Here is a 16562-nt window from a genome sequence, read left to right on the forward strand (position 1 = left end):
ACTTGCACACCTTCAGCGTCTGGGCGCCGCAGGCCTCATCGGTTGACTTGGTTCTGCGAGACGGCGTACTGCCGATGCACTCGGGTGCTGACGGCTGGTGGGTGCGCGATGTGGTCGAAGCGCACCATGGCACGGACTACGCGTTCACCGTCGACGGCAGTGAACCCCTGCCGGATCCACGCAGTCCTTGGCAGCCTGACGGTGTCCACGGCTTCAGTCGCGTCTTCGATGTCAGCCGCTTCCACTGGACCGACAGCTCGTGGGGTGGGCGTGATGTGCGCGGTGCGGTCTTTTACGAACTACACATCGGCACTTTCACACCTGAGGGGACACTGGCCGCGGCTGCGGATCACCTGGATTACCTGGTGCTGCTGGGGGTTGAGGTCATCTCCCTGATGCCGGTGGCCGCGTTCCCCGGTCGCCACGGGTGGGGGTACGACGGTGTCGACCTGTACGCCGTCCACGAACCCTACGGTGGTCCGGAAGCCCTGCAGGCGTTCGTGAATCGGTGTCACGAGGTCGGACTGGCAGTCTGTCTCGACGTGGTCTACAACCACCTCGGTCCGAGTGGAAACTACCTGGACTCCTTCGGTCCGTACTTCACCGATCGCCACACCACGCCGTGGGGACCGGCCGTCAACCTGGATGACACCGGTAGCACCGAAGTACGGCGGTTCATCTGCGATAACGCGCTCAGGTGGTTCCGCGACTTCCACATCGACGCTCTGCGACTGGACGCCGTACATGCGTTGCTGGACGAGAGTCCTACGCACCTACTGGCCCAGCTGTCGACCGAAACCGCCAGACTGGCTGAAGAGCTCGGCCGTCCGCTCGGACTGGTCGCTGAGTCCGATCTGAACGACCCACAGATGGTGGAGCCAGTCGTTGAGGGCGGTCGGGGGATGACTGCGCAGTGGAACGACGACTTCCACCATGCGCTGCACACGCTGCTGACTGGCGAGAGTGCCGGGTACTACGCCGACTTCGCCGCGCCCGGGGTATTCGCGAAGGTGCTGACGCAGGTCTTCCTGCATGACGGGGCGTACTCGTCGTTCCGCGGGAAGGATTGGGGTCGCCCGGTTGATCCGGTCATCCATCGGGGTGGGCAGTTCCTCGCTTACACGTCGGACCACGATCAGATCGGCAACCGGGCTCTTGGTGATCGGCCGGCGCTGACCCCGGGGCAGTATGCGATCGGGGCCGCGCTGGTGCTCACTTCGCCGTACACGCCGATGTTGTTCATGGGCGAGGAGTGGGGTGCGTCGACGCCGTGGCGCTACTTCACCGACCATGACGAGCCGGCGCTGGCCGAGGCTGTGCGGACCGGGCGGCGGCAGGAATTCGCCGCCTTCGGGTGGGATGCCGAGGAGATCCCGGATCCGCAGGACCCGGCGACCTGGCGTAGTTCGATCCTCAACTGGTCTGAGGTGGACGAGTCGCCGCATCGTGAGTTGCTGACTTGGTATCGCGACCTGCTGGCATTGCGGGCCCGCACTCCCGAATTGAAGGACGACAAGCTCAGTTCGGTGAGTGTCGCCGAAGGTCCTGGGTGGCTGGTGGTGAATCGCGGGAACCTGCGTGTGGTGGTGAACCTGAGTACTTCTCAGCAGGTCGTGCCGATCGATGGAACGTCGTATGTGTTGCTGGCTTTCGGCGAACCGGAGCTGCTCGCAACGGGGGTGCGTATGTCAGGGCATACGGTCGCGGTGGTTCTGGTCGGCTGAATCTCTCGTATTTACTGCGGAAACGCACAGAAGACGGCGTTCGAGTTTGTTCTTCGGTGTCGATTTCCGGAATCGCTTGTCTCTGGACTCCCGGTAACCGAGTGTGGAATCCGCCAGCAGTGTGAGCAGCGGCGACGGGAGGACACAGATGACAGTCGGAGGCGTCGACACCTACTACGATTACGACGAGAAACAGTGGAAGAGCCGAAGGCTCGGCGGGGGCCCGGTGCCCCGCGGCCCGGTCTGCCCGGCTCCACGGACCACCGATTCGGCAGCGGCCCAGCACGATCGCCGGCCCGCCGCCCACGACAAACCCAAACGCAGCTGAACATCTTCTGAGGGTTGGTACGGCCCGCCAGACCTGGCCAACCTACTTCTGTCGCAACCCTGGGATCAGGGTGCGTAGTTCGAGTGCGGCCTGGAACCGATCCAGCCACGGCCGGGAGCGCAGTGCCCGGCGGACGGCGTGGACACCGGTCCAGGCCTGCTCGGCCACGTCCGGAGTGGTCGGGCCACCGGACCAGAGCGCGTGATCGACCGCCAGCGCGACACTTCCGAGGCCCGGACCGGTGTCCGGCAGATCGCGAGCCGCATGGGCGAGGTCGCGAACTGTCATGCCTGAGGTGACTGGGATGCCGTGCGCCCGGATGCGGTCCCGCGCCTCGGCCCACGCGCCGACCACCGCTGCACTGCCTGAGCGCCGGCGACGTCGTTGTGCCCGTAGCTGCTTCAGCAGCGGTACGCCGCCTAGCCAGAGCAGCAGGAGTGCCGCCGAGACCGCGAAGATCTGGGACAGCGGGAGGTGGAAGCTTCCGGAGTTCGCGTCGTCTGCCTCGTCGCCGGAGGGCGGTCGCGTCTCGGGGTCCTGGATCTTCTTGATGTCCGGGATGGATTTGCGGGCCTCGTCGGTGATGGAGGCTGCCGCGCCGGTCGGGTTCGTGGTGCTGCTACCGGTCTGGGCGCCGACGGCCGGGTCGAGCGGCCACCAGCCGACTCCCGCGACAGCGACCTCGGGCCAGGCGTAGGCGTCTTTGTTGGTGACTGTGTACCAGCCGGCCGCGTCGGGCTTCGCGGGTGCGCGGAAGCCGACGACGAGTCGCGCGGGAATCGAGTTCTGGCGGGCCAAAGCGACGTACGCGGCGGCGAACTGTTCGCTGCTGCCGACGTTCTTGGTTTTGCCCAGGAACTCCTTCAGCTGCGGCCAGCTGTAGCCGGTCGGCGGTGAGCTGTTCGCGCTCGCGAGTCGGTAGTTCGTGCGGAAGTACTTCTCCAGAGCGATCGCGGTCGCCATGGTGGCCCGCTTGCCTTCCAGTGGGTTGAGGTTGGCGATCTCGGTTGGAAGCGGACCCATGTCGTTGAGACCGCCGGGCGCGGTGCTGTCGACTCCGGCTGTGCTCAGGTAGTCCGCGTCGATCTCCGGCTCGGCCCAGGCGAGGTTGTAGTAGTCGGGGCGCTCCGGTACGACGAGCGTGCTGCCGATCGGCTCCACCTGCGGATCGGCGGCGTTGCCGATGGTCTCCGGGGAGAGCTGCCCGGGCAGCCACGGGCCGTCCAAGGCATCGTCGGTCCGGATCAGCGCGCGCCGCGTCGTCGTGTCCACTCGTACTTCGGGACCGGGGGCGAGCTGGGATCCCATCCGCAGCAGCGGGTGGTCGGCCGTCCAGTTGACCCCGTCGAAGCTGTCGAGCGCGACGAGTCGCCAGCGATCTACTGGCTCGGCCGTCTGGTACTTGAACACGACCTTGTCCCGGGCCGACGGGCTCAGCCGCCCGGCCAGCTCATCCAGCGGACTCGCCTGCCGACTTGTCGGTGCTGTCGCCGACTGCACCCGCTGCAGCGAGTACGGCGTCCGCCCGTGCGGGTCGATCGTGCTCACCACGAACCCGCACGCGACCGCCGCGAGCGTGACCACCGCCGTCATCGCCCACGGGGTGAGCTTCCGGTACTCGAAGTGGTCGGGAATCAGCACCGCAATCACCAGCAGCCCGAAGCCAACCGCGACGAGGACAGCCGTGACGCCTTCGGCAGCGACGTACAACTGGCTCACCCCGACGACGCCGATCGCGGGTAGGAGGGCGACCAGCGGTGGGGCGCGATCAAGTAGCTCGATCGTCAACACGCACGCGACCAGGGCGAGCAACGGAACGAAGATCAGCAGCTCGGGTTCGGGTCGCGCCGGCCAGGTCGACTCAAGTGTCAGTCGCCACGCGGTCAACTCATTCCCCAGTGCGCGGATGGACGAGAGCGTAGGCAGTCCACCCAAGGTAGTTGCCTGAAGCACCGACTCGACAATCGCCAGCACCCCGCCAACCACCACCAGCAACGGCCGCCAACCAAGCAACCCCACCCGCCGCCGACAAACCTCCGCCACCACCGCCGACACCAAACAAACCAACCCAACCGGCACCCACAAATGCCGAACCCCAAACACAGGAGCAAAACAAAGCCCCCCAAGCAGAACCCCACCCAACCCCGCCACCGTGCGACGAGTATTCGCGGGAGGAGTCGACGCCGAGCCAGTCCGCCCGTCCCTCCCCGCCTCAACCTCCGAGGCAGGCCGCCCGGGCCTCGCCGCCGCGGTAGCCCGCCCGGGCTTCGCCGCATCCGCCGCCGAGGCGAGCCGGCCGGCCTTCGCCGCGTCCTCCTCCCGGCTCATCGGAGTACTCCTGTCCACTGGGTTAGGGCTTCTTGGGCGGTGGTGGCGAGGATTACTTGGGCTCCGAGGATGGGAGCTACTCCTTGTAGGGGGCCTAGGCCGATGGCGGTTACGGATGAATAGCGGGTGAGGAGGGGCGCCAGGTCGGTGGCCGAACCGTGGGCGCCGGTGACGACTACGATCGCGCCGCCGGCCGACGTACCGGTGGTGAGGACGGGTGGTACCAGGGCTGACCGGTCGTCGCGTTGTTGGACGATGCACAGTTCGTCGAGGAACATGCGCGACGCGACCGCACCACCTGGTGCGGCGAAGTCGGCGCCGGCGGTGGTGACGAAGCGGCAGCGGTGGCCGGCGGTGGAGGCTGCGAACAGGATTGAGGCGGCTACCTCGACGGCTTCCTCGAAAGTGGCTTTGGGCAACGGTTCGGTGCGGGTGTCTAGTAGGACAGTCAGGCGTGGCTGGTCTGGGTCGGCGTAGTCGCGGACCATGAGCTGGCCGGTTCGCGCGGTTGCCTTCCAGTGCAGGTGGCGGACCTCGTCGCCGACCACGTAAGGCCGAACATCGCGCAGATCGGCCGAACCCCGGAGCGAGTCGTCCGCCGTACGGCCGACGTGGTGGTGCCGCGGACGCCCGGCGACGACGGTCTTGGTCGGATGCCGGCGCGGGTGCACCCACAGGGTCCCGACTTCACCGGTTGCCTTGCTGTTCCGGGTGAGCCCGAGTGGATCCCGCCGCTCGAGCGTCAGCGGACCAACCTCGATCCGACCGCGGTGCGAGGTCGGGAGCTCATACCGGTACGTCGCCTCGATCCCAAGACCGAGCTGGCGAACCCGAACCTCCTTCCACGCCGCCCCCGCCGAGTCCCGTGCCGAGAACGACGCTTGCCGCCGCGTCCCCTCATTCCGCACCCGCAGCGTCGCGAGCGCCGGCCGACCGCGTTCGACCCGATCCGGCGACAACACCCGCTGAACCGTCACCTGCGGCTGCCGCAACGTCAGTACGACGGCCGCGAGCACCGCACCGAGCCCGATCCCGGCCAGCGCCCGGAAGAGCGCATACCCGGCCAGCTCGCCCAGCGCGTACAACGCGATCGAGCCCAGCAGTACGGCGATTCCACGCCCGGTCAGTCTCATCTCCGCCTACCAGGTCACGTGGTTTGATTCGTAGTCGCCGACCGTCACCCAGACGTCGCCACCACGGTCGTCGTTGTAGAACTTGTTGACGGTCAGGCTGCCGTTCGGTCCGACCTGAAGGCTGTCGCTGTGCAGCAGGCCGTAGTTCGACGTGTGGCCGGCGAACGTATAGGTGGCGTTGGGCTTCAGGCCGGTGGCGGTGATGTGGATGTAGTAGCAGTAGCTGGGGTTGTCACACTGGTTGGCTTCACCTGTGTACAAAGGGCCCTTCCGGATCCGGATCGACGGCTGTGCGCCTTCGTTCGTCGTCGCGGAGACAGTCGCGGCAGCCCCGATCAGCGTCTTCCCGTCGGAACCGCGCGTGACAGTGCGGACCTGGAACGTGTACCGCGTGTCGTCCTTCAAACCGGTGGACGTGTAGCGGGCCGAGGTCGTCGTGTTGGGGTCGCTGTCGTTCACCCGGAAGACGCTGTAGCGGAGGAACGTGCCGCCGTTCAGATTCGGCCGCTTCCAGGTCAGCGACACCCGCCCGTTGCCCGCGACCGCACGCAACGAGAGCGGTGCCGCGGCCGGTGTCGCAACGAGAGGTGGCGGAGGCGTCGGCCGACGGGTCGGCTGCTGGGTGCGCGGCGGTTCCACCGTGCGTGGCGGTTCGGTACGGCGCGGTGGCTCAACCCGGCGTGGAGGCTCAGTACGGCGTGGTGGCTCAACCCGGCGCGGTGGCGTGGTCCTGTCGCCACCGGGGTCGATCGTGCGCCGCGGCGGAACGCTCGGATCCGGCACCGGCGGTTTACTGGTGGTCGGAGTCGCCGAAGGCTTGACCGGTGCCGTCGGGTTCTTGGTCGGCCCCGACGCCGGGACCGGATCGGACACCGAGCCGTCCCGGTCCACCACCAGCGCCTGCTCCCCGCCGACAGTATCGACGTACAGGCGTTGATCCGCACCGCGGACGAGCAGCGGCCGATCGTCCTTACCCGGCTTGACCTTCTCCGACGGACCCGGGATCGGCCGACTGTCCTTTTGGTTGCCGTCAGCATCCAACGTGACGAGCTTGCTACCGCTCTCGTCGACCAGCGCAAGGTTATGCCCGGACGACGCGATCTGAGTGAACTTGCCAGGAGGCAAGGCCTTCTCGACCGTCGCCGATCCGGCGGTGGGCTTCCCGGTGATCGCCGCGGTGTCGACCAGATGCAGCCGGGACTTGCCGGGCTCGACGATCGCGATCCGCCCGTCGACGTCGTTCGGCGCGACGATCGACTGCGGCGACAACGTCACCCCGGGAATCTCCAGCGGCCGACCGAGCCCAGACGCGGAGACCGTGCGTACCTGACTGGCTGTCGTGTCGACGAACACAACCTGATCGCCGACCACAGCCAGCGACCCGACATTGCCATGCTGAAGCTCGGCCGGACAGGTCAGCCGCCCAGCCTGTGCAGGCAACTGACAAAGCTCACCACTGAGCAGCCGCTGCACCCACAGCGTCCCATCGGGCGTCACGACCGGTTGCCCGAGCGCGTTGTTGTTGCCCAACGTCAAAGCGGTCGGCCCCAGGCGGACAATCGATCCCGCCGCGCGATAGACGGCGTACGCGACACCGGCAGCGTTGAGGCCGACCGGCACCTCATCCGACGGCGAGACCTCAGGCCCGTCGACCCGCAGCGTCGACTTCTCAAAACCGGTGATGCTCCCGCGCGCCAGGACATACCCCCGCGTATCGGTCTGCACAGCCTGCGTTCCGGGCGCGAGCCCGGGGACCGGCACCGAGCCGTCCGCGCGCTTGCTGCCGCCGTCGATGTGGAAGACCGCGCCGATGGTGCTGTTGTAGACCAAGTGTCCGGACTGCAGAAACTTCTGCCCGGACGAATCCGCGCCGGCCGTAGTCACGGCCAGGGTGGTTGCCACCACGCAGACCGCGACGACGCCGGCGAGTGTGGCGCGCGAACGCCACTGCGGAACGGTAACTTCGCCGTTCACCGCCTTGCGTCGCCCGATGATCTGCATCGCAGTCCTCCCCGTTGCTTGCAGGTGTCAGCCTGCGTTGACGCCTGCCGTCGGCGCCGGTGTCGCGGCGAGGACCTCGTCGACCACGGAGGCCGGCGGCCGCTGGCTCAGTTCGGCATCCGGCGTGAGGACGAGACGATGCGCAAGGACCGGCTGCGCGACCTGCTTGACGTCATCGGGTGTCGTGAACGCGCGCCCGTCCGTCGCCGCGTACGCCCGCGCTGCCCGGACCAACGCGATACTGCCGCGCGGACTGGCGCCGTACCGGACTGCGGTGTGTTCGCGAGTCGCGGCAGCGAGCTTGACGGCGTACGAGCTGATCGCGGGGTCGACGTGGACCGAGCGGACGGCGGCGATCGCGTTCCGCAAAGCCGGTACGTCGATCACCGGGCTGAGGGTGTCCGGACCGATCCGGCCGGTGTCGCCGAGCACGATCCGGACCTCGGCGTCGTGATCGGGGTAACCGATCTCGATCCGCATCAGGAACCGGTCCAGCTGTGCTTCCGGCAGCCGGTACGTGCCTTCCATCTCGATCGGGTTCTGGGTGCCGATGACCAGGAATGGATCCGGGACCGCGCGGGTGTTCGAGTCGACGGTCACCCGGCGCTCGGCCATCACCTCGAGCAGCGCCGACTGAGTCTTCGGCGTACCGCGGTTGATCTCGTCGGCGACCACCACGTTGGCGAAGATGCCACCCGGGTGGAACTCGAACGTCTCGTTACCCTGGTGGTAGACCATGACACCGGTGATGTCACCCGGGAGCAGGTCCGGGGTGAACTGGATCCGGTTCCAGGTCGCGTCGATGCTGCGGGCGATGCAGCGTGCCAGCGTGGTCTTGCCGAGACCCGGCACGTCCTCGATCAGCAGGTGGCCCTCGGCAAACAGCGCCGTCAGCGCAAGCCGGATCACCTCCGGCTTGCCGTGGATCACCTTGCCCAGGTTGTCGGCCACCAGCCGGTAAGCCTCACCCGGCGGAACAGTCGCGCTCATCAAACAACTCCCCTCAGCATCTCGCCGAGGTTAGCGGCTTCTGGTACAGCTCCGGTCCAGATGTCCTGTTACTGCCGTTCAGTGGGCAACTGGAACTCGAAGATCGCGCCGCCTTCGTCGCCGTTGTAGACCTTCAGGTCGCCGCCGTGCGACAGCGCGACCCAGCGCACGATCGACAACCCGAGCCCGCTCGAACCGCCGCCACTGTTGAAGCGCTCAAAGAGATCCTCGCCGACCTCCGGATCGATACCGGGACCTTGGTCGGCCACGGTGATCCGGCCGTCGGCGACCGTGACGGTGATGATCGCTTCGGCGGCTCCAGGGAGCCGTCCATGCCGTAGCGCGTTGTCGAGAAGGTTGCCGACGGCCCGTTGCAGCAGAGTCGGATCGGCACGCACCATGCTCGGTGCCGTCACCAACGAGATCCGGGCGCCGTCGGCCGGGAAGTCGTCGACGACCCCGGCGACCAGCTGATCCAGCCAGACCGGCTGCACCGCAAGCTGTTCCACGCCGGCCGCCAACCGCGCGCGCACCAGCAGGCCGTCGATGATGTCGCCCATCCGGCCGGCCAGCCGGACTGTCCGCGGGAGGAGTTCGGCTCGCTGCCCAGGATCCCGTACGGCGGTCTCCGCCAGTGCTCGCAGTGCCGCGACCGGCGTGCGGAGGTCGTGCGCAGTCTCGGCCAGCAAGGTCTCCTGCTGTTCCAGCGCAGCCATCGCCGGCCGAATCGCGCGCCCCGACAACCAGTAACTGGCCACCGCGGCTGCCGCGATCAACCCAGCACACAAAGCCAGCACCACCCACACCAGCTGCTGATGTGCGTCCGCCTCCTTCTGGGTTCCCGCCCACGCCAGTACGGCGCCACCTTCGTTGCTGTCGCTGAATTTGAAGGCCTCGGCCTTGATCCGCACCGGTTGCCCGGCCACCGACATGCGGTCTGCAAACACCACACCGCTGTCCGCGAGGGTTGCTGCGGTGGCCACCTCGCTGAGAACGGTCAGGTCGACCGGTGTGCAATCGCGGGTGCTTCGGATCGGTGCCGCACCGTTGGCCCCGCCGGACAGGATTGCGAACTGCGGGCACTTTCCGTAGAGCGGGTCCCGGGTTACCTCGGCGAAGTTGATGGTTCCGGTGCTGCTGCCACTGGCCAGGCGCAGGACGGGCGCCGTGACCAAGCCCAGCTCCGCATCGACTGTCGCCGCGTCGCGTTGGGCGTCTTGGCGGATGACTACCGGGGCGAGGATGAGCAGGCCGATGGTGTTGGCGACGGTGAAGACCGCGGTCAGCCACCAGCGGAGGCGGCGGAGACGGTCGGCGGCGGGGCCCTTCACGGCTGGATCAGTCGGTAGCCGCGGCCGCGGACGGCCTGGATGAGGTCCGGACCACCGCGCAGGCGGGCGCGCAGCCGGGTGATCGTGACATCGACGACGTTCGACATCGGGTCCGCGGCGGCGTCCCAGCAGTGTTCGATCAGGTCGGTCCGGGAGACGGTCTGCTCGGGCCGGCTCATCAGGAACTCCAGCACGGAGAACTCCTTCGCTCGCAGGGTGACCAGGACGCCGGCCCGACGGACCTCGCGACGGCCGGTGTCGAGCTCGACGTCGGCGTACCGCAGGATCGGCGGCCGGATGGTCGGGCCGCGCCGGCTCAGGCTGAGCACCCGGACGATGAGCTCCTCGACCGCGAACGGTTTGACCAGGTAGTCGTCACCGCCGTGCTCGAACCCGTCGACCCGGTCGGCCAGCTGGTCCATCGCGGTCAGGAACAGCACCGGGACCGCCCAGCCGTCCTGCCGGCGGCTGCGAACGTACCCGATCGAGTCGCCGTCGGGCAGCATCCGGTCGAAGACCACGCAGTCGTAGGCGTTCACGAACAGCGCCTCGTCCGCGTCGGCGATGGTGCCGGCCAGGTCGACCGCGAGCGCTGCCGACCGCAGCGCGGCCGGTACGGCGACCTGCAGCTCCGGGTCGTCCTCGACCACCAATACCCGCACGGGGACCCCTCACCGATTCTGTGTCATCGAAATGTCATCGTCACCCCGGATCGTATGTGTCATGAACGGTCACTCAGCGCACTCACCGGCCCTGTCACCGGCCTTCCGCGTGCTGGGCCCGCTGGAGGTGGACGGCCCGGACGGCACCCAGATCGACGTCGGCGGCGGCAAACCCGCCACCGTGCTGGCCCTGCTCCTGCTGCACCGCAACGCCTGGGTCAGCACCGAACAACTCATCGACGCCGTCTGGTCCGGCCGCGAGGTACCCGCCTCCGCCCAGAACAACCTGAAGACCTATGTCTGGCAACTCCGCCGGGCGCTCCCGGACGACCGCATCGAGAGCCGCCCGGGCGCATACCGGGTCCGCGTCCTCGCTGGTGAGCTCGACGCCGACGCCGCATCCGCCCTGGGCGACGAGGCCCGCGCGCTGCTGGCCCGCGGATCCGCAGCCGAGGCGGTGACCGTCGTACGACGGGCGCTCGACCTCTGGCGCGGTTGCCCGTACGACGGCCTCACCGAGGACGCGTCGTCAGCCGTCGACCGCCTTACCGAACTGCACCGGACCCTCCGCGAGGACCTGGCCGACGCGCATCTCGCGCTAGGCCAGCCGTCCGAGGCGATCGCCGTACTGCGAGTCCTCACCGACGAAGAGCCGCTGCGCGAACTGGCCTGGTCCCGCCTGATGGCCGCGTACCGCCTGGTGGGACGCCGCCACGACGCGCTGGCCGCCTACCAACGAGCCCGTACGGCGCTAGTCCGCGACCTCGGCATTGAGCCAGGCGCCGAGCTGACCGCGCTACACCTGGAAATCCTCAGCGAGGACACCCGCCGAGCGGTCAGCTCGAACCTGCTGCCGCGAGTTGATGGTTTCGTCGGCCGCGAACCGGAGCTGGAGTCCCTGCGCGGTGCCACCGGCGTCGTCACGATCGACGGAATGCCGGGGATCGGTAAGACGGCGTTCGCGCTCGAGGCGGCCGCACTCTCCGGCCACGAGACCCAGCGGTACGTCGACGTTCGCGCAGGTGAGGTCGTCGCCCCGACCGGCGGGCTGGTGATCCTGGACAACGTAGAGCACGCCGACCAGGTGCGGTCGTTCCTCCCGAACGACCCGGCAGCACTGGTCCTGGTGATCAGCCGCCACCGACTGACCGGACTCGACCGCACCGGAGCAATCACCCTCAACCTGCTCGCCCCGAACGAGGCCGCCGAGCTCACCGACAATCCGCAGATCTTCCAGTCAGCCGGCGGACACCCAGGCGCCATCCGCCACCTCACTGAACGAATCCGCAACCGCCAGCCGTGGACGGTCGCCCGAATGACCGCCCAGCTCGAGGACCAGGCGGGCCGGTGCCACGCGCTCGCCGAGCTCCTCACGAGCTTCGACGGATTGGTCGAACCAACGGAACACCAGTTGTATCGGCGGATCAGCACGGTGGGAGGGTTCGATCTGTCCCAGGCCTCGCGGTTGGCTGGGGTTCGGGTCGACGAGGTCGAGATGATGGTCGATCGGCTGATGGATCTGAACCTGGTGGTCGAGTCGGCTCCGGGGCGGTTCGAGTTGTTGCCGGTTGCTCGTGATCACGCGTATCGGTTGCTGCAGGCAACTGAAACGCGTCGGGTGAAGGCGGAGTTGGTCGCATGAGGTCCCAGGCTGCGGCCGCGCCGGTCGCCGATCGCGAATCCACCGCAACGCCTGCTACGGCACGCATTCCGCAGGCCACGGCAGTCGGTGTCCCGCTGGCACGACCGTCGGTCAAGGTACCGTCGGCGGTCCCCGCGGCGACGCCGACACCGGGGCCGGTGGCGCGCTCGGCGGTCGTCGTACAGCCTCCGGCTCCTGAGTTGGTGGCTGACCCGGTCGAGCGACCGGATCGCGCGGTTCGGGTCGGGCAGATCGTGTGTTGGCAGCTCGCGCTGGTGATGGTCGCCGCCGCGACCACCGGCTCGCGGACAACCCTGATCCTCACGTCGACAGCCGCGGTATCGCTGGTGCTGCTCACAGCGGTTCGGATTCGCGGGCAGTGGTTGTACCGGTGGATCGGGATCCTGCTGCTGTTCGCGTTGCGCCGGCGCCGGATCGATCTCGGTGACAGCATCGCGATCAACCTGGTCAGTGCACTTCTCGGCCGGACGACAACCGACATCGTGACCGTGCGGGAACAACCGTACGGCGTCCTCAGTCGCCCCGCCGGCGTCAGTGTCGCGCTCAGACTCGGCCCGGACGCGCAGTACCGGCTCCTCCCGCAACTCGCCTCGCTCGCCGAGGCGGCCGACGAACAGCCGGTCGGCGTCGGACTGCAACTGGTCCTACACGCAGGTCTCAAGCAGAACCAGAAGCCGCGAACCTGGATCGCCGTCGCCGCCGAGCGGACGCCGGATATCGCCACCGACGAGCAGTTGCGTCAGGTGGTCGCCAACACCGTTCGCCGGCTGGTACGGCGGTTCGACCGGGAGCAGGTCGAATACCTGGCCCTGGACGAGTCCGACGTACTTGCCTCGATCGGTGCCCTCGCCCACGCCAACGCCGGCCGCGGTCAACTCCAAGAACACTGGTCAACCTGGGCCTGCGGACCCGTCCACCAGCTGACCGTCCGCCTCACCGGCTCGGCCTCGTTGCCTGCGGCAACACTCGAGGCGCTTGTCGGCACCCTGCTCGGCACCGGAACCGGCGCCGCACAAACCATCGCCGTCACCGTCACAGCGGCCGCCGGCAACACCACCTCAGCCCGTCACGACGTCGTACTCCGATTGGCCGCGGCACATCCCGCCACCCTCGACTCGGCGACGTCCATTCTCACCACCCTGGCCCGCTCCTTCGGTGTCGAGCCAGAACGCCTCAACGGCCGCCACGCATCAGGCGCCGCCGCAACGCTTCCCTTGGGGGTCTCGTTATGACTGTCACGCTTATCAACCGGCCGACCGGTTTTCATCATGTCCCCGCTCAAGGTGCCATCGCCGAACTGCTGGCCGGCGCCAAGGACGAGGTCATTGCCCTCAGCAACCTCACTCCGGCCGGTCCGGCGTTCGGGCCGCGCGATGTCAAGCACGGTGTGCGTTACCGCGCGATCTACCCCGACACCGCGCGCACGACGCCGAACCTGAGCCGCCACCTAGGGGCGATGTCGATGGCCGGTACGGCGGTTCGCACGATGCCGCTGGTGCCGATGAACGCGCTGGTGATCGACGGCCACGTCGCCGTACTGCCGGCTGATTCGGCCAACGGGAGCGTCGCCGTACTGCGGCTATCGAGCGTGGTCATCACAGTGGTCGAACTGTTCGAGCGGGTCTGGCCGGACGCCGTACCGCTGGCTGCCGACGACCTTCCGGACGACACCGACCTGTCGATGCGTGAGCGCGAGATGCTGCGGCTGCTCGGGCTCGGTGCCACCGATGAGGCGGCCGCGGCGCAGCTGGGGATCTCGGTGCGGACGGTACGGCGGATGGTCGCGCAGATCATGCATCGGCTCGGCGCGCGGAGCCGGTTCCAGGCGGGTGTGAAGGCAGCCGACCGCGGCTGGCTGCTGGAACGGGCGAGTTGATGTCGCGCATCCTGACCGTCGCGGCCGACCGCCCGGGGGCATACCCGACGATCGGCGCGGCCCTGCTCGACGCCCCGGACGGTGCCTCGGTGGTCATCGCGGCCGGGACCTACGCCGAGACGATGGAACTGAACGGTCGCACGATCACCCTGCGCGCCGAGGCCGGCGCCGAGGTGGTGATCGACGGGTCGGGGGCTGATTGGCCGACGATCCGGGCGGCCGACGGTTCGCTGTCACTCCACGATCTAGTCGTCCGCTCGGCCGATAATCTGACGGTTTCGACCGAGCGGGCGGCGCTCAACCTGGTGGGCTGCACGATCAGCGGTGGTTCGCGGCCGGCGGTCAGCGTCCACGCAGGTCCGGGGCTGCGGATCGAGCAGTGCACGGTGAGCGGTGCCGCGACCGGGATCATCGTCGAGGGCGTGGGCGGCGAGATCACCGAGACGGTGGTGCGCGACATGTCGGGTGACGGCATGGTCTTCGCGCTGGGTGCTGATCCAGTGGTTACCGGCGGCTCGGTCAGTGGGTGTGGTGGGCGCGGGATCTACGTGTACCAATACAGCCGTCCGTCGCTGGCCGACCTCGAGATCGCGAACACCGGCGCCGAGGGGATCGGCGTTGCCCACGGAAGTACGCCGGTGATCCGGCGGGTCAGCGTGCATGACACCCGCGGACCCGCGGTCACGGTCGGACCCGGATGCGGCGGCACGATCGAAGGATTGCGACCGTCGAACACGGCCGACCCCGCCGTGCAGATCGCGGCCGGCGCGACGGTCGAGGTAATCGAGGCGAGCCCGCTCACGGCCGCGTCGAGCGGTCCGATCGACGAGCTGCTCGGGGACCTCGACCAGATGGTCGGGTTGCCGGGCGTGAAGGCGGAGGTGCGGGCGCTGGTCGACGAGATCCAGGTCAACGAGTGGCGTCGTACGGCGGGGTTGTCCGTTGGCTCGGTCAGTCACCACCTGATCTTCGCCGGGGCACCTGGGACCGGGAAGACGACTGTCGCGCGGCTGTACGGGAAGCTGCTGAAGGCGCTCGGGGTGCTGCCGGACGGTGGGTTCACCGAGGTGTCGCGGCGGGATCTGGTCGGGCAGTACATCGGGCACACCGCGGAGAAGACCGCCCAGGTGTTCGAGAAATCGCTCGGTGGGGTGCTGTTCATCGACGAGGCGTACACGCTGTCGCGCTCGGCCGGGAACGGCGGTGATTTCGGGCAGGAGGCGATCGACGCGCTGGTGAAGCTGATGGAGGATCACCGCGACGAGATCGCGATCATCGTGGCCGGGTACACCGTCGAGATGACCGACTTCCTGGCCGCCAACCCCGGTCTGGGATCACGGTTCTCGAAGACGATCGAGTTCGAGAACTATTCGGCGGAGGAGTTGCTGCTGATCACCGATCGGATGGTCGCCGGCGGCGACTACCTGCTCGATCCGGCGGCCGGGGTGCCACTGACGTCGTACTTCGACCGGATCGCGGACGGACCCAACTTCGGCAACGCGCGCGAGGCGCGGCGACTGGTCGAGGGGATGCGGAAGGCCCAGTCCCAGCGGTTGCGGCTGCTCGGCCGGATGCCGACCACGGACGAACTGCGCGAGCTGCTGGCGGACGACGTACTGGCTGCTGCCGGGGTGTCCTGAGGCGCGGGGTAGTTGGGCTATCGCTTAGGGTTATCAGGTGGCCGATGCAGACGAGCAGGCGAAGTTTCCCGGGTTCGACGTGACGAAGCCGAGTATTGCCCGCACGTACGACTACCTGCTGGGCGGTAAGGACAACTTCGCCGTCGACCGCGCCTTCGGGGACAAATTCATCAAGGACCTGCCCGGCTCGCTGGACATCCCGCGGGACAACCGCGGCGTGCTGATCCGCGCGATCCAGGAGATCGTCTCGACCACCCCGGTCCGGCAGTTCATCGACCTCGGCAGTGGCCTGCCCAGCGCCGACAACGTGCACCAGGTCGCCCAGCGGTTCGACCCCGAGGCGAAGGTCGTGTACGTCGACAACGACCCGATCGTGCTCGCCCACGGCCGCGCCCTGCTCGCCGAGAACTCCAGTACCGTCGTCATCCAGGCCGACCTCCGCGAGCCGAAGGGCATCTACGACCAGCTCGTCGCCGACCGCCTGATCGACTTCACCCAGCCCGTCGCCGTCATCTTCAGCGCCACCCTGCACCACGTGAACGACGACGAGGACCCAGCCGGCCTGGTCCGCTTCTGGCACGACCGCATCGTCCCCGGCAGCCACGTCTTCATCAGCCACTTCCGCAGCGAGAACGACCCCCGCAGCCAGGAACTCGAGCAGGTCCTGCAAGCCTCCCTGGGCCGCGGCCGCTGGCGCACCGACGACGAGATCCTCGCCCTCTTCGGCGAAGGCTTCACCATCCAACCCCCAGGCCTCGTCCCCGCCGCCCACTGGCGCAACCCCCAACCCCCGGACGACCTAGGCGACTACCAACGCCTGATAGCCGCCGCCCTGGCCGTCAAAGACTAAAAGGACACCGCTCCGCGGCGACACCTTGAGCGCCCA

The 16562-nt window shown here is 68.1% G+C and carries 12 protein-coding genes; 6 read left to right on the top strand and 6 right to left on the bottom strand.

All coding sequences use genetic code 11. The features are described 5' to 3' along the window. The first annotated feature begins 2 nt into the window (after positions 1 to 2). A complete protein-coding gene (gene treZ / locus ACFTSF_RS04110; RefSeq protein WP_380152393.1) occupies positions 3 to 1724 on the top strand; it encodes a malto-oligosyltrehalose trehalohydrolase in 1722 nt (573 codons plus the stop codon). 370 nt (positions 1725 to 2094) lie between these two features. On the opposite strand, the gene ACFTSF_RS04115 is transcribed toward treZ, so the two are convergent. The 6 genes from ACFTSF_RS04115 to ACFTSF_RS04140 all read right to left on the bottom strand — a co-directional run bounded on the left by ACFTSF_RS04115 (position 2095) and on the right by ACFTSF_RS04140 (position 10497). Continuing rightward, positions 2095 to 4380: a transglutaminaseTgpA domain-containing protein gene (locus tag ACFTSF_RS04115; protein ID WP_380152394.1), complete on the bottom strand. Its 2286-nt coding sequence runs from the start codon at positions 4378 to 4380 to the stop codon at positions 2095 to 2097. Next, the gene (locus tag ACFTSF_RS04120; RefSeq protein ID WP_380152395.1) at positions 4377 to 5513 is read right to left on the bottom strand and encodes a DUF58 domain-containing protein; all 1137 of its coding nucleotides are present in this window, start codon (positions 5511 to 5513) and stop codon (positions 4377 to 4379) included. Before ACFTSF_RS04120 ends, ACFTSF_RS04115 begins: the two co-directional genes overlap by 4 nt. 6 nt (positions 5514 to 5519) lie before the next feature. Continuing rightward, positions 5520 to 7514 (bottom strand): fibronectin type III domain-containing protein, encoded by a 1995-nt coding sequence (locus ACFTSF_RS04125; protein WP_380152396.1) that lies wholly within the window; start codon positions 7512 to 7514, stop codon positions 5520 to 5522. A gap of 27 nt (positions 7515 to 7541) precedes the next feature. Next, positions 7542 to 8504, bottom strand: coding sequence for a MoxR family ATPase (locus ACFTSF_RS04130; RefSeq protein ID WP_344153346.1), 963 nt, complete (start codon positions 8502 to 8504; stop codon positions 7542 to 7544). Positions 8505 to 8572: 68 nt separating this feature from the next. After that, positions 8573 to 9835: a sensor histidine kinase gene (locus ACFTSF_RS04135; protein WP_380152398.1), complete on the bottom strand. Its 1263-nt coding sequence runs from the start codon at positions 9833 to 9835 to the stop codon at positions 8573 to 8575. Beyond that, a complete protein-coding gene (locus ACFTSF_RS04140; protein WP_380152399.1) occupies positions 9832 to 10497 on the bottom strand; it encodes a response regulator transcription factor in 666 nt (221 codons plus the stop codon). The genes ACFTSF_RS04135 and ACFTSF_RS04140 overlap by 4 nt, the downstream gene beginning before the upstream one ends. A gap of 61 nt (positions 10498 to 10558) precedes the next feature. On the opposite strand from ACFTSF_RS04140, the gene ACFTSF_RS04145 reads away from it, so the two are divergent. From ACFTSF_RS04145 to ACFTSF_RS04165, 5 genes are read left to right on the top strand one after another with little or no spacing between them, the layout of a single operon-like run. Beyond that, on the top strand, positions 10559 to 12139 hold the full coding sequence (locus ACFTSF_RS04145; protein ID WP_380152400.1) for a BTAD domain-containing putative transcriptional regulator: 1581 nt from the start codon (positions 10559 to 10561) through the stop codon (positions 12137 to 12139). Beyond that, a complete protein-coding gene (locus tag ACFTSF_RS04150; RefSeq protein ID WP_380152402.1) occupies positions 12136 to 13392 on the top strand; it encodes a hypothetical protein in 1257 nt (418 codons plus the stop codon). Before ACFTSF_RS04145 ends, ACFTSF_RS04150 begins: the two co-directional genes overlap by 4 nt. After that, entirely contained in the window at positions 13389 to 14036 is a 648-nt protein-coding gene (locus ACFTSF_RS04155) for a helix-turn-helix transcriptional regulator (protein WP_344153361.1), read from the top strand. The genes ACFTSF_RS04150 and ACFTSF_RS04155 overlap by 4 nt, the downstream gene beginning before the upstream one ends. After that, on the top strand, positions 14036 to 15676 hold the full coding sequence (locus ACFTSF_RS04160) for an AAA family ATPase (RefSeq protein WP_380152403.1): 1641 nt from the start codon (positions 14036 to 14038) through the stop codon (positions 15674 to 15676). Before ACFTSF_RS04155 ends, ACFTSF_RS04160 begins: the two co-directional genes overlap by 1 nt. 37 nt (positions 15677 to 15713) lie before the next feature. Continuing rightward, complete coding sequence (locus ACFTSF_RS04165) at positions 15714 to 16526, top strand: SAM-dependent methyltransferase (RefSeq protein WP_380152404.1); 813 nt, start codon at positions 15714 to 15716, stop codon at positions 16524 to 16526. Positions 16527 to 16562: the final 36 nt, after the last annotated feature.

The organism is Kribbella sp. NPDC056951, from assembly GCF_042674205.1.
GTDB classification, from domain to species: domain Bacteria; phylum Actinomycetota; class Actinomycetes; order Propionibacteriales; family Kribbellaceae; genus Kribbella; species Kribbella yunnanensis.